At 66.1% G+C, this 25,738-nt stretch carries 27 protein-coding genes and 1 tRNA gene; 19 read left to right on the top strand and 9 right to left on the bottom strand.

The window, feature by feature from the left end; all coding sequences use genetic code 11:
- Window positions 1-244: 244 nt before the first annotated feature.
- Window positions 245-997, bottom strand: coding sequence for a lipoyl(octanoyl) transferase LipB (lipB, locus tag H9Q09_RS02710; protein ID WP_187389765.1), 753 nt, complete (start codon window positions 995-997; stop codon window positions 245-247).
- A 168-nt stretch (window positions 998-1,165) separates the two neighbouring features.
- On the opposite strand from lipB, the gene H9Q09_RS02705 reads away from it, so the two are divergent.
- The 3 genes from H9Q09_RS02705 to H9Q09_RS02695 all read left to right on the top strand — a co-directional run bounded on the left by H9Q09_RS02705 (window position 1,166) and on the right by H9Q09_RS02695 (window position 3,386).
- Window positions 1,166-1,250: transfer RNA gene (locus tag H9Q09_RS02705), tRNA-Leu, on the top strand.
- A 206-nt stretch (window positions 1,251-1,456) separates the two neighbouring features.
- Window positions 1,457-2,869 (top strand): magnesium transporter, encoded by a 1,413-nt coding sequence (mgtE, locus tag H9Q09_RS02700; protein WP_187389764.1) that lies wholly within the window; start codon window positions 1,457-1,459, stop codon window positions 2,867-2,869.
- 115 nt (window positions 2,870-2,984) lie between these two features.
- Window positions 2,985-3,386 (top strand): MerR family DNA-binding transcriptional regulator, encoded by a 402-nt coding sequence (locus tag H9Q09_RS02695; protein ID WP_009209463.1) that lies wholly within the window; start codon window positions 2,985-2,987, stop codon window positions 3,384-3,386.
- A gap of 12 nt (window positions 3,387-3,398) precedes the next feature.
- Here H9Q09_RS02695 and H9Q09_RS02690 read toward each other — a convergent pair whose 3' ends face one another.
- The gene (locus H9Q09_RS02690; protein WP_187389763.1) at window positions 3,399-4,361 is read right to left on the bottom strand and encodes a heparan-alpha-glucosaminide N-acetyltransferase; all 963 of its coding nucleotides are present in this window, start codon (window positions 4,359-4,361) and stop codon (window positions 3,399-3,401) included.
- 93 nt (window positions 4,362-4,454) lie between these two features.
- On the opposite strand from H9Q09_RS02690, the gene H9Q09_RS02685 reads away from it, so the two are divergent.
- From H9Q09_RS02685 to H9Q09_RS02675, 3 genes are read left to right on the top strand one after another with little or no spacing between them, the layout of a single operon-like run.
- Window positions 4,455-5,285: an aldo/keto reductase gene (locus tag H9Q09_RS02685; RefSeq protein WP_187389762.1), complete on the top strand. Its 831-nt coding sequence runs from the start codon at window positions 4,455-4,457 to the stop codon at window positions 5,283-5,285.
- A complete protein-coding gene (locus tag H9Q09_RS02680) occupies window positions 5,285-6,634 on the top strand; it encodes a mechanosensitive ion channel domain-containing protein (protein ID WP_187389761.1) in 1,350 nt (449 codons plus the stop codon). The genes H9Q09_RS02685 and H9Q09_RS02680 overlap by 1 nt, the downstream gene beginning before the upstream one ends.
- Window positions 6,635-6,651: 17 nt before the next feature.
- Window positions 6,652-7,443: a YdcF family protein gene (locus H9Q09_RS02675; protein ID WP_187389760.1), complete on the top strand. Its 792-nt coding sequence runs from the start codon at window positions 6,652-6,654 to the stop codon at window positions 7,441-7,443.
- 17 nt (window positions 7,444-7,460) lie between these two features.
- Here H9Q09_RS02675 and H9Q09_RS02670 read toward each other — a convergent pair whose 3' ends face one another.
- The gene (locus tag H9Q09_RS02670; RefSeq protein WP_348646263.1) at window positions 7,461-8,144 is read right to left on the bottom strand and encodes a DUF599 family protein; all 684 of its coding nucleotides are present in this window, start codon (window positions 8,142-8,144) and stop codon (window positions 7,461-7,463) included.
- Window positions 8,145-8,410: 266 nt separating this feature from the next.
- Between H9Q09_RS02670 and H9Q09_RS22650 the strand changes: the two genes are divergently transcribed.
- Both H9Q09_RS22650 and H9Q09_RS02665 read left to right on the top strand, forming a co-directional pair.
- Window positions 8,411-8,536 carry a hypothetical protein gene (locus tag H9Q09_RS22650; protein WP_266102132.1) on the top strand — a complete coding sequence of 42 codons (126 nt, stop codon included), beginning with the start codon at window positions 8,411-8,413 and terminating at the stop codon, window positions 8,534-8,536.
- A 243-nt stretch (window positions 8,537-8,779) separates the two neighbouring features.
- On the top strand, window positions 8,780-9,217 hold the full coding sequence (locus H9Q09_RS02665; RefSeq protein WP_187389759.1) for a DUF1489 family protein: 438 nt from the start codon (window positions 8,780-8,782) through the stop codon (window positions 9,215-9,217).
- A gap of 47 nt (window positions 9,218-9,264) precedes the next feature.
- Here the strand turns inward: H9Q09_RS02665 and H9Q09_RS02660 are convergent, their stop codons facing one another.
- On the bottom strand, window positions 9,265-9,534 hold the full coding sequence (locus tag H9Q09_RS02660) for a hypothetical protein (RefSeq protein WP_024350588.1): 270 nt from the start codon (window positions 9,532-9,534) through the stop codon (window positions 9,265-9,267).
- A gap of 115 nt (window positions 9,535-9,649) precedes the next feature.
- Window positions 9,650-11,128 (bottom strand): serine hydrolase, encoded by a 1,479-nt coding sequence (locus H9Q09_RS02655; protein ID WP_348646262.1) that lies wholly within the window; start codon window positions 11,126-11,128, stop codon window positions 9,650-9,652.
- 373 nt (window positions 11,129-11,501) lie between these two features.
- On the opposite strand from H9Q09_RS02655, the gene H9Q09_RS02650 reads away from it, so the two are divergent.
- The 3 genes from H9Q09_RS02650 to clpA all read left to right on the top strand — a co-directional run bounded on the left by H9Q09_RS02650 (window position 11,502) and on the right by clpA (window position 14,955).
- Window positions 11,502-11,897: a phasin family protein gene (locus tag H9Q09_RS02650; RefSeq protein WP_230785356.1), complete on the top strand. Its 396-nt coding sequence runs from the start codon at window positions 11,502-11,504 to the stop codon at window positions 11,895-11,897.
- A gap of 191 nt (window positions 11,898-12,088) precedes the next feature.
- Window positions 12,089-12,481, top strand: coding sequence for an ATP-dependent Clp protease adapter ClpS (gene clpS, locus H9Q09_RS02645; RefSeq protein WP_228240492.1), 393 nt, complete (start codon window positions 12,089-12,091; stop codon window positions 12,479-12,481).
- Window positions 12,482-12,489: 8 nt separating this feature from the next.
- Entirely contained in the window at window positions 12,490-14,955 is a 2,466-nt protein-coding gene (clpA, locus tag H9Q09_RS02640; RefSeq protein WP_187389757.1) for an ATP-dependent Clp protease ATP-binding subunit ClpA, read from the top strand.
- A gap of 83 nt (window positions 14,956-15,038) precedes the next feature.
- Here the strand turns inward: clpA and H9Q09_RS02635 are convergent, their stop codons facing one another.
- From H9Q09_RS02635 to H9Q09_RS02620, 4 genes are all read right to left on the bottom strand, one after another.
- A complete protein-coding gene (locus H9Q09_RS02635) occupies window positions 15,039-15,461 on the bottom strand; it encodes an HIT family protein (protein WP_009209475.1) in 423 nt (140 codons plus the stop codon).
- Between the two features lie 77 nt (window positions 15,462-15,538).
- Window positions 15,539-16,768: a GNAT family N-acetyltransferase gene (locus H9Q09_RS02630; protein ID WP_210315173.1), complete on the bottom strand. Its 1,230-nt coding sequence runs from the start codon at window positions 16,766-16,768 to the stop codon at window positions 15,539-15,541.
- A gap of 38 nt (window positions 16,769-16,806) precedes the next feature.
- Window positions 16,807-17,535, bottom strand: a complete 729-nt coding sequence (locus tag H9Q09_RS02625) for a glycerophosphodiester phosphodiesterase family protein (protein WP_187389756.1) — start codon at window positions 17,533-17,535, stop codon at window positions 16,807-16,809.
- 1 nt (window position 17,536) lies between these two features.
- Window positions 17,537-18,004, bottom strand: coding sequence for a RidA family protein (locus tag H9Q09_RS02620; RefSeq protein ID WP_187389755.1), 468 nt, complete (start codon window positions 18,002-18,004; stop codon window positions 17,537-17,539).
- Between the two features lie 138 nt (window positions 18,005-18,142).
- Between H9Q09_RS02620 and H9Q09_RS02615 the strand changes: the two genes are divergently transcribed.
- The 8 genes from H9Q09_RS02615 (at window position 18,143) to rseP (ending at window position 25,732) form a co-directional block, all read left to right on the top strand.
- Window positions 18,143-19,069 (top strand): DUF1849 family protein, encoded by a 927-nt coding sequence (locus H9Q09_RS02615; protein WP_187389754.1) that lies wholly within the window; start codon window positions 18,143-18,145, stop codon window positions 19,067-19,069.
- A gap of 210 nt (window positions 19,070-19,279) precedes the next feature.
- Window positions 19,280-20,128, top strand: a complete 849-nt coding sequence (gene rpsB, locus H9Q09_RS02610) for a 30S ribosomal protein S2 (RefSeq protein ID WP_187389753.1) — start codon at window positions 19,280-19,282, stop codon at window positions 20,126-20,128.
- A gap of 141 nt (window positions 20,129-20,269) precedes the next feature.
- Window positions 20,270-21,196 (top strand): translation elongation factor Ts, encoded by a 927-nt coding sequence (tsf, locus tag H9Q09_RS02605; RefSeq protein ID WP_187389752.1) that lies wholly within the window; start codon window positions 20,270-20,272, stop codon window positions 21,194-21,196.
- A 255-nt stretch (window positions 21,197-21,451) separates the two neighbouring features.
- The gene (gene pyrH, locus H9Q09_RS02600; protein WP_024350599.1) at window positions 21,452-22,171 is read left to right on the top strand and encodes a UMP kinase; all 720 of its coding nucleotides are present in this window, start codon (window positions 21,452-21,454) and stop codon (window positions 22,169-22,171) included.
- Between the two features lie 37 nt (window positions 22,172-22,208).
- Window positions 22,209-22,766, top strand: coding sequence for a ribosome recycling factor (gene frr, locus H9Q09_RS02595; protein ID WP_029703112.1), 558 nt, complete (start codon window positions 22,209-22,211; stop codon window positions 22,764-22,766).
- Between the two features lie 59 nt (window positions 22,767-22,825).
- A complete protein-coding gene (locus H9Q09_RS02590) occupies window positions 22,826-23,542 on the top strand; it encodes an isoprenyl transferase (protein WP_009209484.1) in 717 nt (238 codons plus the stop codon).
- A 4-nt stretch (window positions 23,543-23,546) separates the two neighbouring features.
- Window positions 23,547-24,398, top strand: coding sequence for a phosphatidate cytidylyltransferase (locus tag H9Q09_RS02585; protein WP_187389751.1), 852 nt, complete (start codon window positions 23,547-23,549; stop codon window positions 24,396-24,398).
- Window positions 24,399-24,592: 194 nt separating this feature from the next.
- Entirely contained in the window at window positions 24,593-25,732 is a 1,140-nt protein-coding gene (rseP, locus tag H9Q09_RS02580; protein WP_029703115.1) for an RIP metalloprotease RseP, read from the top strand.
- The last annotated feature ends 6 nt before the right edge of the window (window positions 25,733-25,738 follow it).

Raw genomic sequence — 25,738 nt, 5'->3', positions numbered from 1 at the left:
GCCATCGCCCGCAAGCTCCTCGTCACGCTCAACGTGGCAATCCGAACCGGAGAATATCAGCCGCGCCCAGCCACCCCTTGACGCATACTCACACAGTTGCTCGGGCTTGACCCGAGGACCCATGCCTCGACATCGCAACGCCTGTCCGGCGACGGTGTCCTGCACGCCAATCCGTTGACGACATGCCCCCAAAGGCCCACCCGCTCGGCAGTGAGCGGCGGAAACGCGCCCGACGCCTCGCCGCCTAGCGCTGCGCGTCTGCCGTATCCCCGAACACCGCTTCGAACTGCGTGCGCAGCATCGTGTCGACCTCGGGCATGGACACCAGGATACCGAGATCGGCGAGGCTGGTGATGCCGTGGCCGCGAATGCCGCAGGGCACGATGCCGGTGAAATGGTCGAGATCGGGATCGACGTTCAGCGAGATGCCGTGGAAGGTCACCCAGCGGCGCACACGAATGCCGATGGCAGCGATCTTGTCCTCGGCGACCGTGCCATCGGCGGCGCGAGGGAGCTCGGGCCGTTGCACCCAGACGCCGACGCGGTCCTCGCGGCGCTCGCCGCGGACCTGAAAGCCGTCGAGCGTACCAATGATCCAGGCCTCCAGTGCGGCGACGAAGGCGCGGACGTCCTCGCGGCGGCGCTTCAGGTCGAGCAGCACATAGGCCACCCGCTGGCCGGGGCCGTGATAGGTGTATTCGCCGCCGCGCCCGGCCTTGAACACGGGAAACCGCCGGGCATCGACGAGATCGTCGTCCCGGGCGCCTGTGCCTGCCGTATAGAGCGGCGGATGCTCGACCAGAAGCACGGTCTCGGGCGCCGTGCCGGCGGCGATCTCCGCCACCCGGCGCTCCATCATCTGCAGCGCGTCCGGATAGGGCAGAAGACCGTCGACGACGCGCCACTCGACCGGGCCCGACCCCGCCCTGGCGGCAAATCGTTCGGTGACGGTGGCAAGGCGGGGGATCGCCGGCGAGGCTTCGGAAGACGTCGTCATGGCTGCTATGTAGCGGCTCGGGGAGGGCGCGAAAAGCAGGCCCGGGGCGGCGGCGTGCGATGATCCGACAAATGCCGGCGTCGCGATAGGAAAAGCCCTTGTGCGGTTCCGCGACTCTTGTTACATGCCCGCCACCGACGGCATTACCGGCCCTCGGTTACACGGCGTGCGGTCGTGGCGGAATTGGTAGACGCGCAGCGTTGAGGTCGCTGTGGGGCAACCCGTGGAAGTTCGAGTCTTCTCGACCGCACCAGCCTTCTTTCGACAATCGGATAGTCATGCGGCCTTGCCGCCCCGGTCTGCGGCACCCTCGGTCGCGACCTGACGACTGGCATCGATTGCGACATTCGTCGGAATGCCTGCCGCGGGCGGCTTCCGAATGACGGACATTTCCTCTAGACGCGTCTCGACCGTCCCTGCCGACGGGTTTCTCTGGTAACCCCAAGAATCGGAGGGTGCATGGCTGACACACAGCTCACAAGCGATGTGCCCGAGCCCGAAGCACTGTCGGGCATCTACGACGAGGGCGGCTTCGTCGACGGTGCGTTTCTTGAGCGCATCGAAGCGGCCATCGAGGGCGAGAACCCCGCCTATCTGCGCGAGGAAGTCGGCCGGCTGCACGAATCCGAGCTCGGCGACCTTCTCGAAGCGCTCGACAACGACGCCCGGCAGTCGCTCGTCCGGCTCATGGGCGACGAGTTCGACTACACCGCGCTCACCGAGGTGGACGAGGCGATCCGCCTGTCCATCGTCGACGCGATGCCGAACGCGCAGGTCGCCGAGGCGCTGCGCGAGCTGGATTCCGACGACGCCGTCTACATCCTTGAGGACCTGGACGAGGAGGACCGCAAGGAAATCCTCGACCGGCTGCCGTTTCGCGAACGCATCCGGCTGCGGCGCTCGCTGGAATATCCCGAGGAATCGGCCGGCCGGCGCATGCAGACGGAATTCGTCGCGGTGCCGCCGTTCTGGACCGTCGGCCAGACCATCGACTACATGCGCGACGAGGAGGAGCTTCCCGAATCCTTCGCGCAGATCTTCGTCATCGATCCCAGCTTCAAGCTTCAGGGCGCCGTCGATCTCGACCGCATCCTGCGCGCCAAGCGGCCGGAGAAGATCGAAGACATCATGCATGAGACGCGGCATGCGATTCCGGCCGAGATGGACCAGGAAGAAGCCGCCCAAATCATCGAGCAGTACGATCTTCTGTCGGCGGCGGTCGTCGACGAGAACGAGCGGCTGGTCGGCATCCTGACCATCGACGACGTCATCGACATCCTGCAGCAGGAAGCCGACGAGGACATCAAGCGCCTCGGCGGTGTCGGCGACGAAGAGATTTCCGATACGGTGCTGACGGCGGCGCGGTCGCGCTTCTCCTGGCTGTTGATCAACCTGGCGACGGCGATCCTGGCGTCCTGCGTCATCGGCCTGTTCGACGCCACGATCGAGCAGATGGTGGCCTTGGCGATCCTGATGCCCATCGTCGCCTCGATGGGCGGCAATGCCGGCACCCAGACCATGACGGTTGCGGTGCGTGCGCTCGCGGCGCGCGACATCGACCTCTACAATGCCGGCCGGATCATCCGACGCGAGGCGTTGGTGGGGCTCCTCAACGGCGTGCTGTTCGCCGTGATCATCGGGCTCGTCGCCGCCGTCTGGTTCGAAAGCGCCGGGCTTGGCGGGGTGATCGCGGTCGCCATGGTGGTCAACATGATGGCCGCAGCGCTCGCCGGCATCCTGATTCCGCTGGTTCTCGACCGGTTCGGCGCCGATCCGGCGATCGCGTCGGGTACCTTCGTGACCACCGTCACAGACGTGGTGGGATTTTTCGCCTTTCTTGGGCTGGCCGCCTTCTGGTTCGGCCTCGGCTGAGACCGAAAATGCCCAAGGCTCAGGTAACCATGGGGCAGTTCCCGGATTGACTTTTACGTAAATCTGGCGGCATGCATCACCCTGAGGGCGCCGACCGAGGGATACGGAACGTCGAATGCGAGACTATTATACGATCACGGAGCTCACCCGTGAGTTCGGCATCTCGACGCGGACCATCCGCTTCTACGAGGACGAGGGGCTCCTGGCGCCGATCCGTCGCGGGCGCACCCGGCTCTTCCGGCATTCCGACCGCCAGCTCCTGAAGAACATCCTGCGCGGCAAGCGCCTCGGTTTCTCCATCGCGGAGATCCGCGAGATCATGAGCATGTACAAGAGCCCGCCCGGCGAGGCCGGCCAGCTCAAGGCGATCATCGGGCGGGTCAGCGATAAGCGGCGCGAGCTCGAGCAGAAGCGCCGCGACATCGAGGACCTGCTGCGCGAACTCGACGCCGCCGAGGAAGCCTGCCTCACCCGTATGGCCGAGCTGGGCGTCGGCCAGAGCGTGCGAACCGGCTGACGGTCTCTCCGGTCACTCCGACCGGAACGAACACTCGCGGGTCACGTCGCGGATGGCCGACATCTGCGTCTCGCTCGGATCGCCACCCATCAACACGTCGAACAGGTCCCGGCGCTGCAATTCGCGTTGCGCGCAGCCGCAATAGCGTTCGCAGAAGGCCGCATCGCGCTCGGCGATGCAGGAGCGCTGGCAGTCGGTGTGGAAAACCGCGGTGCGATCGGCCGGCGCGATCTGGGCGAAGACGAAGACCAGCCCGTAGAGGATCGGCTGGTGCAACAGGTAGAACAGCAGCGAATGGCGGCCGATGGCGGCCAGCGGCGAGAGCGGGGCAAGCCCGGCATTCCAAGTGCGCATGCGCGCCACCCAGCCATGGTCGACGGCCAGCCGCGCGGCCGCGATCCCCGCGAGGACCGCCCCGAAGAACGGAAACAGCGGCACGAAGTCATTGGAGAGCGGCGGGGTCTGAAACAGGCCGATCCAGTTGAGCCATTTCGGATCGAGCAGCGGCGTCGCGACGAAGCTGCGCAGGGCGACCACCGCAATCGCCAGCGCCGCCGTCACCAACCAGGGCAGCCGCAGGAAGAGCAGGCCCAGCACGCTGGCGACCGCGATGTGATGCAGGATGCCGAAATAGACGAAGCTGTTGGGCGTCGCGAAGTACGTCGCCACGGTGATGGCGAGCGCGCCGGCCACGACCTGCAGGAGGCGCTTGCCGAAGGGCTGCCAGCGAATGCCGCGGCCGTTAGCCAGCACCAGGCTGACGCCGACCAGGAACAGGAAGGACGACGCGATGGCGCGCGCGAAGATGCGCCAGCCGCCATGGCCCGTCAGCCCGCGCTCGACATAGTTGAAGTACTCCAGATCCCAGGTGAAGTGGTAGATCACCATCGCGAACAGCGCGACGGCGCGCGCGATGTCGATGATGTCGATACGCCCGCGGCTGACGGGCGGGTTGTCTATCTGGCTCACGCACATTCCTTGACGCTGGACACACTTGCCGTCCGCCTATCTTTCAGGACGGACAGCGGCCGGAGCGACCCGGCACGCCGCAATCCGGAAAGGCAGTTCATGAAGATCATCGAGGCAGGCGGAGCCCGCATCCCCGCAATCGGATTTGGCACATTCACACTCGAAGGCCAGACTTGCGTCGATATGGTGGCAAAGGCGATCGATGCCGGTTACCGCCATATCGATACCGCCCGCATGTATGGGAACGAGAAGGAAGTCGGCGCCGGCATCGCGGCCAGCGGGATCGCCCGCGAGGAACTGTTCGTCACCACCAAGATCTGGTGGACGGATATCACTGAAGACAAGCTGATGGACAGCGCCCGGGCGGCGGTGGACGCGATCGGCCAGGGGCCGGTCGACCTCCTGCTGATCCACTGGCCCAACACCGACGTGCCGCTGGAAGAATCGATCGATGCGCTGAACGCGACGATCGGCGAGGGGCTGACCCGCCACATCGGCGTCGCCAATTTCACCAGCGCGATGGTCGACGAGGCGGCCGCCATGTCCTCGGCGCCGCTGGTCTGCAACCAGGTCGAATACCATCCCTATCTCAGCCAGGAGAACGTCCTCGCTGCCTGCCGTCGTCACGACATGGCGATGATCGCCTATTCGCCGATCGGCAAGGGCGGTGAGCTGCTGGCCGATCCGGTGATCACCGAAGCGGCAAGGGCCCACGGCAAGAGCCCGGCACAGATCGTCCTGCGCTGGGAGGTCGAGCAGGACATCGTCGGTGCGATCCCGCGCACGAGCACGCCTGAGCGGCTCAGCGAAAATCTCGACATCTTCGACTTCGAGCTGACCGAAACCGAGCGCACGGCACTGAACCAGCTGACCCTGCAGCGCAAACGCCTGATCGATCCCTCCTTCGCACCCCACTGGGATCGCGCCTGATGGACGAGGCGACGCTGCGGCGGACTGGCGAGTCGCTCGCCAACTGGGCGGGCGATGCGCTCGGCTTCTTCTACGAGCCGTCATCGCTGTTCCAGATCGCCGTTGTCGTCGCCTGCCTCGGCCTCGCCTGGGTACTCGATCGCCTGACCCGCGAACCGATCGAGGTCCAGGCGCGCAGGATCAAGGGCGCCCCCCGGATCCTGCGGCTGGTCGTCGCCGTGCGCCGCCGCATGGGGCTGATCTTCTTCGTGCTGCTTCTGTGGCTGGCGACCAGGATCGACATGGCGGCCGGCGGGCCGCGCTCGCAGATCATTGGTGTCGTGTTCGACCTGGCGCTGGCCTATCTGGTGATCGCCGTCGCCTCGCGCATCGTGCGCAACCGGCTTCTGGCCCGGCTGATCACCATCGTCGCCTCGCTGCTTGCCGGCCTCTCGATCCTCGACCTCCTGGAGCCGGTGGCGTCGGTGCTGGACCAGTCGGCGATCACCGTCGGCCAGAGCCGGATCTCGGCGCTTCTGGTGATCAAGGCGATCGCGGTGATCGGGATCACCCTGTGGCTCGCCTCGGTCGCCGGCAATTTTCTTGACACCCGTGTCCAGCGCAATCAGGAACTGACGCCGACGCTCCGGGTGCTGATCGGCAAGTTCCTGAAGATCGGCCTCATCCTGGTGGCGCTCGCCATCGCGCTGGCCTCGATCGGTGTCGATTTGACGGCGCTGACCGTCCTGTCGGGTGCCATCGGCGTCGGCCTCGGCTTCGGCCTGCAGAAGGTCGTGTCGAACTTCATCTCGGGAATCATCATTCTCCTCGACCGCTCGATCAAGCCGGGCGACACGATCTCGCTCGACGATACCTTCGGCTGGATCCGCGAGTTGCGGGCGCGCTTCGTCTCGGTGGTGACCCGCGACGGCCGCGAATATCTGATCCCCAACGAGGATTTCATCACCAACCAGGTGATCAACTGGTCGTTCTCGAACGACCTGGTGCGGATCGATGTGGAGTTCGGCGTCGCCTATGACAGCGATCCGCATGCGGTGATCCGGATCGCCAAGGAAGCCGCGGAGAGCTGCAATCGGGTGGTCTCCCACAAGCCGGCGGTCTGCTGGATGACCGGCTTCGGGGCGTCATCGATCGACTTCGTCGTGCGGTTCTGGATTCGCGATCCGCAGGCCGGTCTCACCAATGTCAGGGGTGACGTGCTGCTGGCCCTGTGGGATGCCTTCAAGGCGAACGGCATCGCCATCCCGTTCCCGCATCGCGAGATCCTCATGCGCACGCCGGTCGTCGTGCAGACGGAGCCGCGTGAGGATGCGCCGGTGGCGTCACGCCGGGATGGCGACGAGAGCTGACCGGAGAGGGCCCGCCATTGTTCTTCTATGCCGCCAAGATCGGCTGGTTCGTGCTGCAGCCGCTGGCCGCCATCCTGCTCGTTGCGATTCTCGGGCTTCTGGCCGGCTGGCTCGGCCGCCCACGCATCGCGGCGGGTCTGTTCCTGCTGGCCACGGTGACGCTGGCGGTGTGCAGCCTGACGCCCCTGGGTCTCGTGATGACGGCGGTGCTGGAGGACCGGTTTCCGCGTCCCGACCTGCCGCCGGAGATCGACGGGATCATCGTCCTCGGCGGGGCCTTCGACACGCGCGTGGCTCGCACGCGGGGCATGAACGAGCTGAACGATGCCGCCGACAGGGTCACCGCCGGCATGGAGCTGGCGCGGCGTTACCCGGAAGCGAAGCTGCTGTTCAGCGGCGGCGTGGCGGCGCTCCTGGAAGAGGACATTCCCGAGACCGAAGCCGCCGAGACGCTGTACCGGGGGCTAGGCTTGGCACCAGACCGCCTGCTTCTCGACGGGCGCGCGCGCGACACCTTCGAGAACGCCGTCTTCGCCAAGGAGCTTGCGCAGCCGAAGCCGGGCGAGACGTGGGTGCTGGTGACTTCGGCGTCGCACATGCCGCGTGCCGTCGGCTGCTTCCGCGTCGCCGGCTTCGACATCGTGCCCTATCCGGTGGATTACCGCACGCCGTCTGGGCCGGCCCTGTACCGCCCCTCCAGCACGACGACCCGCAACCTGGAAAAGGTGCACTTCGCCATTCGCGAATATCTAGGGCTCGTTGCCTACCGTCTGAGCGGACGCACCGACGCGTTGTTCCCGGCGCCCTGAGGCGGCAAGCGGCCGGTTCAGTCCAGCAGCGCCCGGCGCGCATTCGACATGAACTGCCGGTGGGCGAGAATCACCACGACGAGGACCGTCGCGGCGACGAGCGCCGTCGGGCCGAGGAACCAGCCGAGATAGGCGATGGCGAAGAAGACCGCGCGCAGTCCGGAGTTGAAGTGCTTGCCGGCGAGCTGGTTCAGCCGCGTGGCCTTGGCGAGGGCCCGCTCGGCGGCCTCCGGGTCGAGATCGGCTTCCGCGCGCATGGGAATCGCGCCGATCAGGATCGAGCAATAGTTGAACAGCCGGTAGGCCCAGCCGAACTTGAAGAAGGCATAGGCGAAGATCGTCACGAGGCCGAGCAGCTTGATCTCCACCAGCGCCCGGTCGAGCCGGGCGTGGAAAGGCAGTTCGGCGGCGATGGTGGCAATCTGGTCGGCCGAGCTGAACAGGGCGAAGCAACCGCCGATGGCGAAGATGCAGGCGGAGGCGAAGAAGGCGGTGCCCTGCTGCAGCCCGGCCATGATCGCCGTGTCGATCATCCGCAGATCGCGCAGCAGCATCACCTGCATCCAGCATTCGCGCTGCCGGTTCATCGCCTGGGACAGGCCGCGGGCCGCCAGCGGCCCGTGCTCCGTCACGATATTGTAGACGAGCCACACCGCCAGAAAGAATGCGAGTGCCGCGCCATCCCCCGTATCGATCGTCACAATGCGATGCCCCGCTTTGCCCCTCTGGGCGGGGGGCCGGATTTCCATGAGGTTTTCATAGCGCGCCGACGGGACGCAGGCCAGATGACGCGCGACACGCCAGCATCAGTCCGGGACAAGGTTGCCGTGGAACATAGCAGCCATGAGGAAATATGCATCGCACCCGCCTTGTGGCGTCGTCGCTTAACGGATATTTAAGAGCTGCAACCGCTGGACGGGGGTCATGACCGGTTCGCAAGCCATCTCGATTCAGGATATTCAGTTACATGGATGACAGCGTGCGCAAGTCGTGCTGGGGCGTGACCGTATGGACGGTCGCGATCTTCTCTACGCTCCTCGTTCTGGGGTTCCTCTTCACGGTTCCCGAGACCGTCGCCATCGCCGCCAGCTGACCGAACCGGTCGGCGCCAGGCGCCCACCGACGCAGACCTTTTCCCGACAGATCCGATCCGCTTCGCTTCGGCACGCCAGTGCCGGGCCGTCCTGACCTTGCCGAAGCTTTCGTTCGGCATGGCCGGGCAGGATATGGCGTGTCGGGCGTCTTGCGTGGAATCCGCCCGGCGGCGTCCTGAGGTCGCAGCCACGGGTGCCCGATCCGGCTTGACGCGGCGGGCCGTTTGCTTCGAGAAGCAGCCATGCCTTTGCATCTGATCAAGCTGTGCGTCGGAATCGGCAGCGTCGAGGAACTCGAGGAGCATGTCGCCGCGCGCCTCGACGCGGCGCGTCTTCAGGGTCGGCCTGCCGAACAGGCGCATGTGACGCGCATGGTTCCCAAGCGGATCGACGAACTGCTCGATGGCGGCTCGCTCTACTGGGTGATCAAGGGCCAGATCCAGGTCCGCCAGCCGCTCGTCGCCGTCGCGCCGTTCAAGGATGCCGAAGGCGTCGGGCGTTGCCGGCTCGTTCTGGAGCCGACTTTTGTGCGGACCGCCCGCCAGCCGCGCCGCCCGTTTCAGGGCTGGCGCTACCTGACGCCCGACGACGTGCCGCGGGACATCGGAACCGGCGATGCGGGCGAGGACGATCTGCCGGTGGACATGCAGCGCGAGCTCATCGAGCTCGGCCTGTTCTGAGGCGACGCCGAATCCGGCGGTCGCCTGAAGCTCATATTCTCTCGTCGTCAGCCGAAGCGCATGTGGATCGCCGCGTGCCCTTCGGGCGCGATGGTCCTGATCCGCGTGTAGGCGATCGGCTGCGATGCCCGCCAGGCGCGGGCGCCATGGGACAGAAGCAGCCCCACGAGATCCTTTGCCTTCAGCCGCGAACGGCCGTCGCGGGCTTCGCCGAGGCGAAGCGCGGCCTGCTGCAGCGGGTGGGGATTGGCGGCCCGTGCGCTGCCGGCGAAGGCGAGCGTGTTGGCGAAGCTGGCTGCCTGGTGCTCGGTCGTCATGCTGGAACCCTTCCTACGCGATACATCTTAGGGTCCGTCTGAACGGACGGGCTGGTCGGTCGCACGGCGGCGACAAGGAGGTCGGCGGCCCGGAACAAGGGCCGCCGGACCGGTGTCAGTTGGCGACGGCGTAGCAGCTGTACGAGCTGCGCTTGAGCGCGGCACAGGCCGACCAGGCCTGGTCCTTGCTGGCAAAGCCGGCGAAGCGAGCGCGGTAGAGCGTCTGCGAACCGCTCTTCACCGTCTCGGTGAAGGGCTCGGCATCCGCCAGCTCGCCGCCGACCTTGCGCTTGGCGGTGGCCAGCATCTCCATGGCGGCATCGGCTTCCGGCGTGGCGGCGATCTGGACCACCCAGGGGGAGGACGGCGTGCGAACGGTCTCCGAGACGCTGGCAACCTTTATTGCACCGGTCGTCGAGGGATCGAGATCGCGGCCACCCGGGACGGCTGCCGGCGGCAGGCGGACGCCTGCGCTCGGCACGCGGCTGGCGGCCGGGATCGGCATGCGCACCGACGGACGCTCGGCGACGAGGGCCGCCTTCAGGGCGTCACGGCCGACGATCGGACGCGACTGCGGCTGGACCATGCGGGCCACAGCCGGAGCGGCCTCGGAGCCGTAGGCCATTGCGATGCGCTGGTCGATCTCGGTCATGGCCGGGCGGGAATCGGGAACCGGGCCCTGCTTGGGAAGCGCGGCGACGATGGCCGGGCTGGCCGAGCGGGCGGCGAGCAGCATGCCGGAATCGCGGGTGCTGGCCTTCGGCAGATAGCGCGTCAGCAATTCGACCATGTGATCGTCGCGCGAACGGCCGGAGCGACCGCCCATGACCACGGCGACGAGGCTCTTTCCGTCCCGCTCGATGGAGGTGACGAGGTTGAAGCCCGAGGCGTTGATGTAGCCGGTCTTGATGCCGTCGACACCCTTCACCCGGCCCAGGACCCGGTTGTGGTTGCCGAGCCGGCGGCCACGGAAGCTGTAGGAGCGGGTCGAGAAGATCTTGTAATATTCCGGAAAATGCTCGCGCAGCGCGATGCCCAGGGTCGCCATGTCCCGCGCCGTGGTCTTCTGCCCGGAATCCGGCAGGCCATTGGCATTGCGGAAGGTGGTCTTCGGCATGCCGATCTGACGCGCCTTGGCGGTCATGCGGGCGGCGAAAGCCGATTCGGAGCCGGCCTGGAACTCGCCCAGCACGACGGCCGCGTCATTGGCCGACTTGGTGACCAGCGAATAGACGGCTTCCTCGACGGTGAGGGTCGAGCCGGTCTTCAGGCCGATCTTCGACGGCGGACGCCCGGCCGCATAGGCCGACACCGGCATCTTGTCCTTCATGGAAATCCGACCGCTCTTCAGAGCGTCGAAGGTCATGTAGAGCGTCATCATCTTGGTGAGCGACGCGGGGTAGCGGTACTCGTCGGCCCGGTCGTTGTAGAGGACCTGGCCATTGTTGGCGTCGATGACGAAGCCCGCATATTTGGCGTTGGCTTCGGCATGGCCGGCGCCGGTCAGCAGCATGCCGGCGCCGAAGGCGACGACGCCTGCGAACCTGCTGAGCGATCTGGCGGCGGTGGTGAGGCGGGGGAACGGGTTACGCACGCAGCAACTCTCTGGCTCGGGCAATGGGCGAGGAAGCCGGTCGATATCGTCGCAGCGCTTGGAAAGGCCGTGCAATATCAGCGGGCAACTCCCTCGGGTGTCGATCCGCAGATTAATGCCGGCGGGCTTACCAATCGGTTTATGGTTGCCGGACCGTTCCCATCCCGGATCGAAATTTCTCGTACCCTGCCAAACGAAACGGGCAGGAGTGAGGTGGAATTCCGTATGGGAAGCGTGCGGTGCGTCATTCCGCTTGAATCTTATTGTGCAGTGCAATATCTTAAGACGGGGCGCAGCTCAGGGCACCGGTCGGACCGGCACTTCCTGCTGAATGGACGTCCTTCCACAAACCAGCAATCCGAGGGAAATCCAGATGAACGCATATGAAGATGCCAGCAAGTTCTCCAAGGACGCGATGGACAGCGCGCTGAAGTCGGTGTCGGCCATGACCAAGGGCTTCCAGCAGGTCGCGTCGGAGACGTCCGAATTCGCCAAGCGCGCCTACGAGCAGCAGACCGAGTTCATGGAGAAGCTCTTCCAGGTGCGTTCGCCGGACAAGGCCATCGCGCTGCAGAGCGAATACGCCAAGACCGCCTATCAGGGCTGGGTCAGCCAGGCGACGCGCATGGGCGAAATCTACACCGATGTCGCCAAGGAGACCTACAAGCCGTTCGAGCAGTCGCTCGCGACGCTGTCGGCCGCCGGCACGTCCGTGGCGACCAAGCCGGCCGCTGCCGCCAAGCAGGCCGCCGAGACCAAGGCTGCCTGATCGGCGCCTCGGTTGTCCCGCGGTCGCGGGCACCACATATTCAGTACGAGGAAAAGCCCGGCTCTCCCGCCGGGCTTTTTCATGTCCGGGCCATGCCTTGGGGCGGGCAGGGACGAGACGCCGCACGATGATGCTTTGCCATGCCCGCGTTGCGTCTTAAAATCCGTGCCACGGCACATACATACAGAGCGATGACGAAGGTGGTTGAATTGAGCATGCACGCGTTTCCCGGCAACGGCGCTCCTGCCGTGCGGTCCCAGGCCGGGAAGGACGACGATCAGGTCCCCGATCGCGGGACCGAGGTCATCACGCGAACGAAACCCAAAACCCAGAAGCCGAGCCTTTACAGAGTGCTCCTTCTGAACGACGATTACACTCCGATGGAGTTTGTCATCCACGTCCTCGAGCGGTTCTTCCAGAAGGACCGCGAGGCAGCCACCAGAATCATGTTGCATGTGCACAATCACGGCGTTGGCGAATGCGGAGTGTTCACCTACGAGGTCGCCGAGACCAAGGTGACCCAGGTCATGGACTTCGCCCGCCAGCACCAGCATCCGCTGCAATGCGTGATGGAAAAGAACTGAGGTGAAGCTTGCCGACATTTTCGCAAAGCCTTGAGAAGTCGCTGCACTCGGCCCTGACGCTCGCAAACGACCGGCAACAGGAATTTGCGACGCTGGAGCATCTGCTGCTGGCGCTTCTCGACGACAAGGACGCGGCGGCGGTCATGCAGGGATGCAGTGTCGACCTCGACATCCTGCGCCGCAATCTGACGACCTACATCGATAGCGAACTCTCCAACCTCGTCACGGGACACGACGAGGATTCCAAGCCGACGGCCGGATTCCATCGGGTGATCCAGCGTGCGGTGATCCATGTCCAGTCGTCGGGCCGCGAAGAGGTGACCGGCGCCAACGTGCTCGTGGCGATTTTTGCCGAGCGCGAGAGCCACGCCGCTTATTTCCTGCAGGAGCAGGAGATGACGCGCTACGATGCGGTGAATTTCATATCGCACGGAATCTCCAAGCGCCCCGGCGCCTCCGAGACCAGACCGCTGCGCGGCGCCGAGGATGAGCAGTCGACAGTGGGACAGGATGACGAGGGCAAGCGCAAGAACGCCCCTGATGCGCTCACGGCCTATTGCGGCAATCTCAACGAGAAGGCGCGCAACGGGAAGATCGATCCGCTGATCGGGCGGGCCGAGGAGATCAACCGCACGATCCAGGTGCTGTGCCGCCGGTCCAAGAACAACCCGCTCTATGTGGGTGATCCGGGCGTCGGCAAGACCGCGATCGCGGAAGGGCTCGCCAAGCGCGTCGTCGAAGGCGACGTGCCGGATGTCTTGGCCGACGCGACGATCTTCGCGCTCGATATGGGCACGCTGCTCGCCGGCACCCGCTATCGAGGCGATTTCGAAGAGCGGCTGAAGCAGGTGATGAAGGAGCTCGAGGAATATCCGGGCGCCGTCCTGTTCATCGACGAGATCCACACGGTGATCGGCGCAGGCGCCACCTCGGGCGGCGCGATGGACGCGTCGAACCTGTTGAAGCCGGCGTTGTCCTCCGGCGCGATCCGCTGCATCGGCTCGACCACCTACAAGGAGTACCGGCAGTTCTTCGAGAAGGACCGGGCGCTGGTGCGCCGGTTCCAGAAGATCGACGTCAAGGAGCCGTCCATCGACGACGCCGTGTCGATCCTGAAGGGCCTGAAGCCCTATTTCGAGGATTTCCACCGGGTCAAATACACCAACGAGGCGATCAAGTCGGCGGTCGAGTTGTCGGCCCGCTTCATCAACGACCGCAAGCTGCCGGACAAGGCGATCGACGTGATCGACGAGACCGGCGCGTCGCAGATGCTGCTGGCGGCCGGCAAGCGGAAGAAGCAGATTGGCGTCAAGGAGATCGAGGCGACCGTCGCCACCATGGCGCGGATTCCGCCCAAGGCCGTCTCCAAGGACGATGCCGAGGTGCTGGAGCATCTCGACGCCCAGCTCAAGCGGGTCGTCTACGGCCAGGATGCGGCCATCGGCAGCCTTGCCTCGGCGATCAAGCTGGCTCGTGCCGGCCTGCGCGAGCCGGACAAGCCGATCGGCTCCTACCTGTTCTCCGGCCCGACCGGCGTCGGCAAGACCGAGGTGGCCCGCCAGCTCGCGGCGGCGCTCGGGGTCGAGCTGTTGCGCTTCGACATGTCGGAATACATGGAGCGCCACACCGTCTCGCGGCTGATCGGCGCGCCTCCGGGCTATGTCGGCTTCGACCAGGGCGGCCTGCTGACCGATGGCGTCGACCAGCATCCGCATTGCGTGCTGCTTTTGGACGAGGTCGAGAAGGCGCATCCGGATCTGTTCAACATCCTCCTGCAGGTGATGGACCACGGCAAGCTGACCGATCACAACGGCAAGCAGATCGATTTCCGGAATGTCATCCTGATCATGACGACCAATGCCGGCGCGTCGGAGATGGCCAAGGCGACGATCGGTTTCGGGCATTCCAAGCGCACCGGGGCTGACGAGGAGGCAATCAACCGCCTGTTCACGCCGGAATTCCGCAACCGTCTCGATGCGACGATCCCGTTCGGCCCGCTGCCGACGCCGGTCATCCACCAGGTGGTGCAGAAGTTCGTCATGCAGCTCGAGGCGCAGCTGTCCGAACGCGGCGTGACCTTCGAACTGTCGGAGGACGCGATCACGTGGCTCGCCGACAAGGGCTACGACGAGGCGATGGGCGCGCGGCCGCTGGGCCGGGTGATCCAAGAGCACATCAAGAAGCCGCTGGCCGACGAAGTGCTCTTCGGCAAGCTGAAGAATGGCGGCACGGTGAAGGTGTCCGTGGTCGATGGCGAGGACGGCGCCAAGGCGCTGCATCTGGAAGCCCTTGCCGACGAATTGCCGCCCAAGCCCAAGAAGCCCGCAGCCAGGAAGCGCGCCAAGGTGGCGCCGGACGGCTCGGACATCGAGGACGACGAGCCGGCGGGCGATGCGCCCGAAGCGGGGTCCACGGGATCTGCCGCCGCCAAGCGGGCAGGCACCGTTCCCAAGGTCCCGCGCAAGTCGCGCTGATCAAAACAGAAAGGGCCGCTCTCGGGGCGGCCCTTTTTCGTTGTGGCGGATCGTGCTGCGGGGCCGTGGCCCGATGGCCGAACTCAGTCGAGGGCGGCGCGGATCAGGGCTGCGTGCTCGGCCAGCATGTCCGGATCGGCCATGCCGTCGGAATGCTTCTTCAGCGGCACGCCGGCATAGACCGGCAGCACATGGAAATGCAGGTGAAACACGGTCTGTCCGCCGGCGGTCTCGTTGAACTGGGCAATGCGGACGCCGTCGGCGTCGAAGGCCTTCTTCACGGCACGCGCCAGCTTGGCGACCACCGGCATGACCGCGCCGAGGGTTTCGTCCGCCGCATCGAGGATGTTGCGCGACGGCGCCTTCGGAATGACGAGGCAATGGCCCTTCGATTCCGGCATCACGTCCATGATCGCCAGCGCCGTGTCGTCCTCGTAGAGTTTCTGGCTCGGGATCTCGCCGCGCAGGATCTTGGCGAAGATGTTGCCGTCGTCGTAGCCGCTCATGGTGTCCGGTCCTTCACAATCAGAATCAGACCGGACGATAGGCAGATTGCCGCGATTGTCGACGGCTGAGCCTGCCGTCAGCCACCCTTCTTGTAAGGCGTATGCTCCGACAGGACGTCGCTGACATGGGCGATTTCAGCGCGCTCGGCGTCCAGATAGTCGTCGACGGCTCGTCGCAGGCCCGGATGCGCGATCCAGTGGGCCGAATGGGTGGTCACGGGCTCATAGCCGCGGGCCAGCTTGTGCTGTCCCTGCGCGCCTGCCTCGACGAGGCCGAGGCCGCGCGTGATCGCGAAGTCGATGGCCTGGTGGTAGCAGACCTCGAAATGCAGGAAGGGATGGTCCTCGATACAGCCCCAGTTGCGGCCGTAAATCGTGTCGGCGCCGATGAAGTTCAGCGCCCCGGCGATGTAGCGACCGTTTCGCGAGGCCATCACGAGCAGCGTCTGGTCGGCCATGCGCTCGCCGATCAGGCTGAAGAATGCGCGGTTGAGATAGGGCCGGCCCCATTTGCGGCTGCCGGTGTCCATGTAGAATTCGTAGAAGGCGTCCCAGGCCGCCTCGGTCAGGTCGCTGCCGGTCAGCCAGGAAATGGAGATGTCGTTGGCCAGCGCCTCACGGCGTTCCTTGCGCAGCGCCTTGCGCTTGCGGGACGCCAGCGTCTCCAGAAACTCCTCGTAGGTCGCATAGCCGCGATTGCGGAAATGGAACTGCTGGTCAGTGCGGTGCAGCCAGCCGGCCTCGGTCAGGACGTCGCGGTCCGCGGGCTTGAGGAAGGTGGCGTGGACCGAGGAGACGCCCGTCTGGGCCGCATAGGTCCTGGCGCCCTCGGCCAGCGCCTGCCGCCGGATCGCCGCGCCGGGTGCGGTTCCTACCAGCAGTCGCGGCCCGGTGGCCGGGGTGAAGGGCACCGACATCTGCAGCTTCGGATAATAGCGCCCACCGGCGCGCTCGAAGGCGTCCGCCCAGCCCTGGTCGAAGACATATTCGCCCTGGCTATGGCCCTTCAGATAGGCCGGCGCGGCTGCGATCGGCACCCCTTGCGGATCTTCCAGAACCAGGTGCTGGGGCAGCCAGCCCGTCGCTTCGCCGACGCAGCCGCTATCCTCCAGCGCGGAGAGAAAGGCGTGCGATACGAAGGGGTTGGCGACGCCCGATGGAGTCGCGGTGGAGGCGGGCGACGTTGGCGCAGGCTCCACGGTCAGCGCGTCCCAGCGCGCGGCGTCGATCGCGCCGAGCCGATCGACCACCCGGATCGTGAAGCTCTCTTCGCTGGTGGTCGGGGCGGCGGCGGATTCGCGTGTCATGCGATGAATTTATGCCGGTCCCCCGGCAGCGCAAGGCGTCATTGCTGCGGCGCAATGCCTTCGAAGGTCATCTGATCGCAATGATCCCGGCTGACGCGGATCTGCGCCTCGGTACGCACGGTCCAGGAGATCAGCGGCGCGCCCTTGCCGCGGACCCATTCGGTGAACGGGTTCGGTAGATGGTGGATGTCATAGGACGAGAAATCGCAGCCGCGCTCGAACACCTGCCGATGGGCGGCGAAGGCGTCCGGCGTGTTTCCGGTCGCGGTCAGCCCGATCGGACGGCCGGGGCGGGCGGCCAGCATCTGGTCGATGAGCCAGGGATCGAACGACATCAGGGCCAGTTCGCCGCGGTAGGCTTCGAGGACCGGCTGCAGACGGGCGAAATAGTCCGCGTCCACGTCCGGTTCGATCCCCTTCAGTTCCATGACCACCGGAACGCGGCCGGCGACCGTTGCAAGAAAGTCCGCGACGGTCGGGATGACGGCATCAGTGCCGGCGAGCCGCAGGGCGGCGATCGCTTCATCGCCCAGCGCGCGAAAGTCGGCCTCGCGGCCGGTCAGCCGTTGCAGCGTGTGATCGTGAAAGATGAAGGGCGTGCCGTCGGCCGAAAGCTGCACGTCGCATTCGATCGCGTAGCCGGCGGTGATCGCTGTTTCGGCGGCGGGAATCGAATTCTCCGCCACCGTCTTGTTGCCGTCATGGAGCCCGCGATGGGCGATCGGGTTCGCGGTCAGCCAGCCGAGCGCCCCATCGAAGGCCGCCATGTCAGGCGACCTCGAACAGGGCTTCGATCTCGACGGCCGCATCCATCGGCAGCGCCGGCACACCGACGGCCGAACGGGAATGGCGGCCGTTCTCGCCGAGGATCTCGACCAGGAAGTCCGACGCGCCGTTCGCAACCTTGTGCTGCTCGGTGAAGCCGGCGTCGCTGGCGACGAAGACGGTGAGCTTCAGAAGGCGGCCGAGGCGGCTCCAGTCGCCGGAGACGGCCGATTTCGCCTGGGCGAGGATGTTGATGGCGCACAGCCGGGCGGCCTTCTGGCCGTCTTCCAGCGAGACGCCGGCACCGAGCTTGCCGGACACAGCCAGCTTACCGCCGTCGAGGGGCAACTGGCCCGAGGTCTGCAGCAGGCCGCCATAGATGACGCTCGGCACGTAGTTGGCGGCGGGCGCCGCGGCTTCCGGAAGGGTAACGGCGGCGGCTTCGAGGCGGCTTGCGATGGTATCGGCCATGTTGTTGTCTTCCTTTAGCTCGACGGATAGGAGCGCCGGGGAGGGGCTGTGCCGGCCAGATGGCCGCAAGCCCGTTCCGGACGCGCCGTTCCGCAGAGGCGTAGCCCATCCGCAGACCCAGTGAAAGATCGTCCCGCCATGCGCGCCAGCCTCGTAGCCCCTCTCGCGATCGGCCTTGTCGCCGGACCGGCTCTTGCGGCCGCCGCGACGATCGCGCCGCACCGCGCCTCCTACGAACTGGCGATGGACGGCAGCGGCGATCTGGTGGACGCCCAGGCACGGATAGCGGTCGAGATCACGCGGCCGGATTGCGACAGCTACGATATCGACTACCGCTTCGTGGCGCGGTTCCAGCAGGAGCAGGAACTGGTCGTCACCGACCAGCAGACCCAGACGCTGGAAAACCTCGCGGACGGAACGCTCGCCTTCAAAACGCGGACGCTGGTCGACGGCACAGAGCAACAGGTCGTGCGGGGCACCGCCGTCAATACGGGCGAGGAGACGCATGTCGCCTTCGTCGAACCGGAGAGCCGCTCGGTGAGCGTGCCGCTGGCAGCCTTTCCGATGCAGCATACGCTGGCATTGATCGAGAAGGCGGAGGCCGGCGAGCGGATCGTCCAGTCGCCGCTCTATGACGGCGACCCGACACCGGAAAAGGGCTTGTCCACGACCGCGATCATCGGGCCGGCGCCGGACAGCCCGGCAGGGCCCAGGGAGGCGGAGGAAGGCGCGCCGCTCGCAGATGAATCGGCACCGGAGGCGGACACGCGATCGGAGACCGCCGAGGGCGACACGCGCGACGACGATGGCGACCGCGGCGAAGCCGAAGACCTGATGGCAGCCGATGTGTCCCCGGCCAGCCAGCTGTCGGGTCTGCGCTCTTGGCGGATCAGCGAATCCTTCTATGACAGCGACAGCGATGCCGACGGCATGCCGGTCTTCGAGACGGCCTATACGCTCTACGAAAACGGTATCTCTGACGACCTGGTGCTGAGCTTCGACGGCTACCGCCTGGCCGGCGGCCTTGCGAGCCTCGATCTTCTGGACGTGCCGGCCTGTCCCTGACGGGGCTGGCACCGAGCGCCCGCGATCCCCATATCGACCCTGAACGCCGTCGCCATGTTGCCTCGCGTGGGCTTTTGGTGTATCGGCGCTTCCATTCCACACACGGAACTCGGGTTTCGACGTTCGGGCATGCCCCGACGCCGCGATCCACCGGTGGCGGCATTCGGCCGCTTCTTTTCCGTGGAGGCTCAACCGGTAAAGGAAAAAACCATGGCATTGCCAGACTATTCCATGCGCCAGCTGCTCGAGGCAGGCGTGCATTTCGGTCACCAGACGCATCGCTGGAACCCGAAAATGTCGTCCTACATCTTCGGGGCGCGCAACAACATTCACATTCTCGACCTCGGCCAGACCGTGCCGCTGCTGCATCGTGCGCTGCAGGCGGTCTCCGACACCGTGGCCCGTGGCGGCCGTGTGCTCTTCGTCGGCACCAAGCGCCAGGCTTCCGACATCGTCGCCGATGCGGCGAACCGTTCGGCCCAGTATTACGTCAACGCCCGCTGGCTCGGCGGCATGCTGACCAACTGGAAGACCATCTCCAACTCGATCCAGCGCCTGCGCAAGCTCGACGAGATGCTGGCCGGCGAAGCCCAGGGCTTCACCAAGAAGGAGCGCCTGACGCTGCAGCGCGAGCGCGACAAGCTCGACCGCGCCCTCGGCGGCATCAAGGACATGGGCGGCGTGCCGGACATGATCTTCATCATCGACACCAACAAGGAGTCGATCGCGATCGAGGAAGCCAAGCGCCTGCACATCCCGATCGTCGCGGTCGTCGATTCGAACTGCGATCCCGCACCGATCGACTACCCGATCCCGGGCAATGACGACGCCGCCCGCGCCATCACCCTGTATTGCGACCTGATCGCCCGCGCCGCCGTCGACGGCATCGCGCGCCAGCAGGGCGATTCCGGCATGGATGTCGGTGCCATGGAAGAAGCGCCGGTGGAAGAGGTCGTCGAGGCCGAGCCGGTCGCCGAGGAAGCCCCGGCCGAGGAAGCCCCGGCCGCGGACGCTCCGGCAGCCGAGGCTCCGGCCGAGAACGCAACGCCCGCCGCCTGAGGCGAGGCGGCGAACGGCGCGGTCGGGCGGATGCCCGGCCGACGCCCGCGCCCGTCTCCGGCGTCGTAATCACGGCGTCACAATTCTGGCGCACCCGTTCCATCCGAGCCGGTGCGCCCAATCATTTCTGAAGAGGCAAAAATGGCAATTACCGCTTCGATGGTGAAGGAACTGCGCGACAAGACCGGCGCAGGCATGATGGACTGCAAGACCGCGCTGTCCGAGACCGACGGCAACATGGAAGAGGCCATCGACTGGCTGCGCGCCAAGGGCATTGCCAAGGCCGACAAGAAGTCCGGCCGCACCGCGGCCGAGGGTCTCGTCGGTTCGGCGTCCGAGGGCACCAAGGCCGTCGTCGTCGAGGTCAATTCCGAGACCGACTTCGTCGCCCGCAACGACGCCTTCCAGGGCCTCGTGCGCGACGTCGCATCGGTCGCTCTGACCACCGACGGCAGCGTCGAGGCGGTTGGTGGCGCTGCCTATCCGGGCGGCACCAAGAGCGTCAACGACACGATCAAGGACACGATCGGCACCATCGGCGAGAATCTGACCCTGCGCCGTTCGGCCATGCTCAGCGTCAATGACGGCGTCGTGGCGTCCTACATCCACAACCAGGTCGTGGACGGCCTCGGCAAGCTGGGCGTGCTCGTCGCGATCGAATCGACCGGTGACAAGGCCGCGCTGGCGCAGTTCGGCCGCCAGGTCGCCATGCACATCGCCGCGACCAACCCGCTGGCGCTGACCGCCGAGGAAGTCGACGCGGCCACCGTCGAGCGCGAGAAGGCGATCTTCAGCGATTCGGCACGCCAGTCGGGCAAGCCGGAGAACATCATCGAGAAGATGGTCGAGGGCCGCCTGCGCAAGTTCTACGAGGAAGTCGTTCTTCTGAAGCAGAACTTCGTCATCAATCCCGACCTGACCGTCGAGAAGGCGCTGGCCGAGGCCGAAGGCAGCTTCGGCGCGCCGGCCAAGATCACCGGCTTCGTGCGCTTCGCCCTCGGCGAAGGCGTCGAGAAGGAAGAGACCGACTTCGCAGCCGAAGTCGCCGCCGCCGCCGGCAAGAAGTAAGTCCCGCACGCCGGACACCCGTCCGGCGGCGACACGACCGACCGATCGAGGGCGTCCGCTTCACAAGCGGGCGCCCTTATTGTATCGCATCCCCCAAGCGTGGCAGGCGTTTGCGAGAACGACCTGCCGCCGGATTTCCACATGCGCCCGCCGGTCCGGCGCGGCGTCGTCCGCAGATGCCCTCCCGGCAGCACGGCTTCGTTGCCGTCGCCGCTGCCTTGACGGGCGGGCCGCCGGACGCAGGCAAGGTGAGCAATGGCCTCCGAGATACGATACCCGCGGGTGCTTCTGAAGGTGTCCGGTGAAGCTTTGATGGGGTCGCAGGGCTTCGGGATCGACGTCGCTGTGGCCGATCGGATCGCCTCCGACATCGCCGAGGCGCATCGGCTGGGCGTCCAGGTCTCCGTCGTCGTCGGCGGCGGCAACATCTTCCGCGGCGTGGCGGTGGCCTCCAAGGGCGGCGACCGCGTCACCGGCGATCACATGGGCATGCTCGGCACCGTCATCAACGCGCTGGCCCTGCGCACCTCGCTGATCAAGCTGGGCGTCGACACCATCGTCCTGTCGGCGATCGCGATGCCCGAGATCTGCGAGAGCTTCTCCCAGCGCAGCGCTTTGGCGCACCAGGCCGCGGGCCGGGTGGTCATCTTCGCCGGCGGGACCGGCAATCCGTTCTTCACCACCGATTCCGCCGGCGCGCTGCGCGCAGCCGAGATGGGGGCGGCGGCCCTGTTCAAGGGCACCCAGGTCGACGGCATCTATTCCGCCGATCCCAAGAAGCATCCCGACGCGGTGCGCTACGACACGCTGACCCATGACGAGGTCCTGCAGAAGGGCCTGGCCGTGATGGACGTGGCGGCCGTCGCGCTGTCGCGCGAGAACGACATCCCGATCGTCGTCTTCTCGATCCACGAGAAGGGCGAGTTCGCCAAGATCCTGTCCGGCGGCGGCCGGGCGACGATCGTTACCGAATAACTGCGTCCGCGCAGTCGAGAGCCGAAAAGAGGACATCATGGCCGACATGGATCTGAACGAACTGAAGCGCCGCATGGATGGCGCCATCGCCAGCCTGAAGGGCGACCTGACGGGCCTTCGCACCGGCCGCGCTTCGCCGAGCCTGCTCGATCCGATCTATGTCGACGCCTACGGCTCGAAGATGCCGCTCAACCAGGTGGCCAACGTCTCGGTGCCGGAGCCGCGCATGGTCACCGTCACCGTCTGGGACAAGCAGATGGTGGGCAAGGTCGAGCGCGCGATCCGCGAGAGCAATCTCGGCCTGAACCCGATCACCGACGGCGCGACGCTGCGCATTCCCCTGCCGGAGCTGAACGAGCAGCGCCGCAAGGAACTGGTCAAGGTGGCGCACCAGTATGCCGAGGGCGCCAAGGTCGCGGTCCGGCATGTGCGGCGCGACGGCATGGAAACCTTGAAAAAACTGGAAAAGGACGGCGATATCGGTCAGGACGAGAGCCGTCAGCAGTCGGACCGCGTCCAGAAGATGACCGACGAGACGATCGCCGAGATCGACTCGGCGCTTGCCGTCAAGGAAGCGGAAATCATGCAGGTCTAGCCTGCCATGGGCGTCGACCTCGTCGTCGCGGCGGAATGATCGAGGGAAGGGCTGATACGGTGCGGGATCTCCAACACGTCGCCATCATCATGGACGGCAATGGGCGCTGGGCGAATGCCCGCGGCCTGCCGCGCAGCATGGGGCACCGTCGGGGCGTCGAGGCCGTGCGCGAGGCGGTCCGCGCGGCGGGCGAGCTCGGCATCCAGTATCTGACCCTGTTCGCCTTCTCCTCGGAGAACTGGCGTCGCCCCGAGGCCGAGGTCGAGGAGCTGATGGGGCTGTTGAAGCACTTCATCCGCCGCGACCTCGCCGAACTGCACAAGGAGGGCGTGCGCGTCCGGGTGATCGGCGAGCGCGAGAACCTTTCGTCGGACATCCGCGCGCTGCTCGAGGAAGCCGAGAACCTGACGCGCGACAACCAGCGCCAGACCCTGGTGGTCGCCTTCAATTACGGGGCCCGCGACGAGGTCGCCCGGGCCATGCGCCGCGTTGCCGCCAAATACGCGGCGGGCGAGGTCGAGCTCGAGGGGCTGACCGCCGAGTATCTCGACGAGCATCTCGATACCGCCGGCATTCCCGATCCCGACCTGATCATCCGCACCAGCGGCGAGCTGCGCCTGTCGAATTTCCTGCTCTGGCAGGCGGCCTATTCCGAATTCGTCTTCCTGCCGTGCCTGTGGCCCGATTTCGACCGCAAGGCGTTCGAGGAGGCCATCGCCGATTATTTCAGCCGGGATCGTCGCTACGGCGGGTTGTCGCGCGAAATCGCTTCCTGATCCGATGGGCCTGGAACTTCGACGGTTCTTTCTCGCCGGCAGTTGGTCCGACCTGAAGTCGCGCGTCATCTCCGCGCTGATCCTCGGCATCATCGTCATCGCCCTGACCGCCATCGGCAGCTGGCCGTTCCGGGTGCTGTGCGCGCTCACCGGCATCATCGTCTTCGACGAATGGGCGCGCATGACCCGCGCCAAGCGCGTCCGGCCGATTTACCACTTTGCCCGCGGGGCCCTGATCGTCGCCGTCGTCGCGCTGATCTTCGATCTCGGCCTGCTGGCGGTGGCGATCGTCGGTGCGGCGATGATCTTCATCGCCGCGACGGACCGCGACGAGCGCAGCGCGCGTTGGGTGCATTGGGGCCTCTTCTACGCGGGCGCCGCCGCGCTGGCGCCCGGCATGCTGCGCGGCTCCGATCCCGCCGGCCTTGCGACGCTCGGCTTCATCATCGTCGTCGTGTGGTCGACGGACATCTTCGCCTATTTCACCGGCCGCACGCTGGGCGGTCCGAAGCTGCTGCCGGCGGTGTCGCCGAAGAAGACGCTGTCGGGTGCGGCCGGGGGCCTCCTGGCCGGAACGATCCTCGGCGCGGTCTACGCCCATTTCGTCAGCGGCGAGGTCGGTGCCTTCATCATCGTCCTGGCAGCGATCCTGTCGGTGGTCGGGCAGGCGGGCGACCTGTTCGAATCCTGGATCAAGCGGCGTTTCGGCGTGAAGGATTCGGGCCGTCTGATCCCCGGCCATGGCGGACTGATGGACCGTATCGACGCGCTCGTCGTGGCGATGGCCGTGACCTGGGCGGTCGGCGTGGCGATCGCCGGATTCGGCGAACCGGCCCGTGGCATATTTGCCCTCTGAGCACAGCGATTTCACCGCGAGCGCCGTCATCATTGCGACTTGTTCGTCAACTGCTATGGAAAGGGGCCCGCGGCGCCGCTCGAAAGCGCGCAGCCACGGGCATTGTCTGATCATTTGAATGCGGCATCGTCCCGACCGGATGTCGATGCCGGTCCGGAACCGGCGGTCCGGGTTGGAACGCGAAAGGGTGCGGAATGGAATCGCCTGTCGGGCTCGCCCAGATCTGGAGCGGAGGCCTCATCTACATCGTCCCGTTCCTGTTCGTCCTGACGATCATCGTCTTCTTCCACGAGCTGGGGCATTTCCTCGTCGGCCGCTGGTGCGGCATCAAGGCGCTGGTCTTCTCGGTCGGCTTCGGTCCGGAACTGATCGGCTTCAACGACCGGCGCGGCACGCGCTGGAAGCTCGCGGCGGTGCCGCTGGGCGGCTACGTCAAATTCCTCGGGGACGAGAACGCAGCCTCGGTACCGGACCGTGCGGCGGTGGACGCGATGTCGGACGCCGAGCGCAGCGGGGCGTTTCCGGCCAAGAGCGTCGGCCGCCGTGCCGCCACGGTGGCCGCGGGCCCTATCGCCAACTTCATCCTGGCGATCGTGATCTTCGCTGGCGTCGCCTATGTCGAGGGACGCGTCGTCGGTGATCCGGTCGTGGCCGAGGTGAGGGACGGTTCGCCTGCCGCGGCCGCCGGCTTCAAGCCGGGCGACAAGGTGCTGTCCGCCGACGGCGAGACGATTCGCTATTTCTCCGACCTGCAGCGCTATGTCTCGTCGCGGGCCGACACGCCGATCCGCATGACGGTGGAGCGCAACGGCTCGCCGGTCGAGCTGACGGTGACCCCGCGCAGCGAGGTCCAGACGGACGGGTTCGGCAACGAGTTCAAGGTGCCGGTCGTCGGACTGGTGGCGAACAATGACGGCTCGTCCTTCCGGGTGGAGAGCCTGTCGCCTGTGGAGGCGGTCGCCTACGGCGTCTCGCAGACCTGGTTCGTCACGACACGGACCGTGGACTTCATGGGTGAGGTGATCACCGGTCGCCAGAACGCCGACCAGATCGGCGGTCCGATCCGAATCGCGCAAGTGTCGAGTCAGGTTTCGACGATAGGACTGGGCGCGCTGCTCAATCTGGCGGCGCTGCTGTCGGTCTCCATCGGGTTGCTCAACCTTCTGCCGATTCCGATGCTGGACGGCGGACATCTGCTGTTCTACGCATTCGAGGCGATCCGTGGCCGGCCCCTGAGCGAACAGGTGCAGGAAGTCGGCTTCCGAATTGGGCTCGCACTGGTGATGCTGCTTATGGTATTCGCCTTCTGGAACGATATTTCGGGACTCGTCTGATGAGTC

Origin of the sequence: Aurantimonas sp. DM33-3 (assembly GCF_014334315.1) — a bacterium.
GTDB lineage: Bacteria > Pseudomonadota > Alphaproteobacteria > Rhizobiales > Rhizobiaceae > Aurantimonas > Aurantimonas coralicida.
This window is presented reverse-complemented; position numbering and strand designations above follow the sequence as displayed.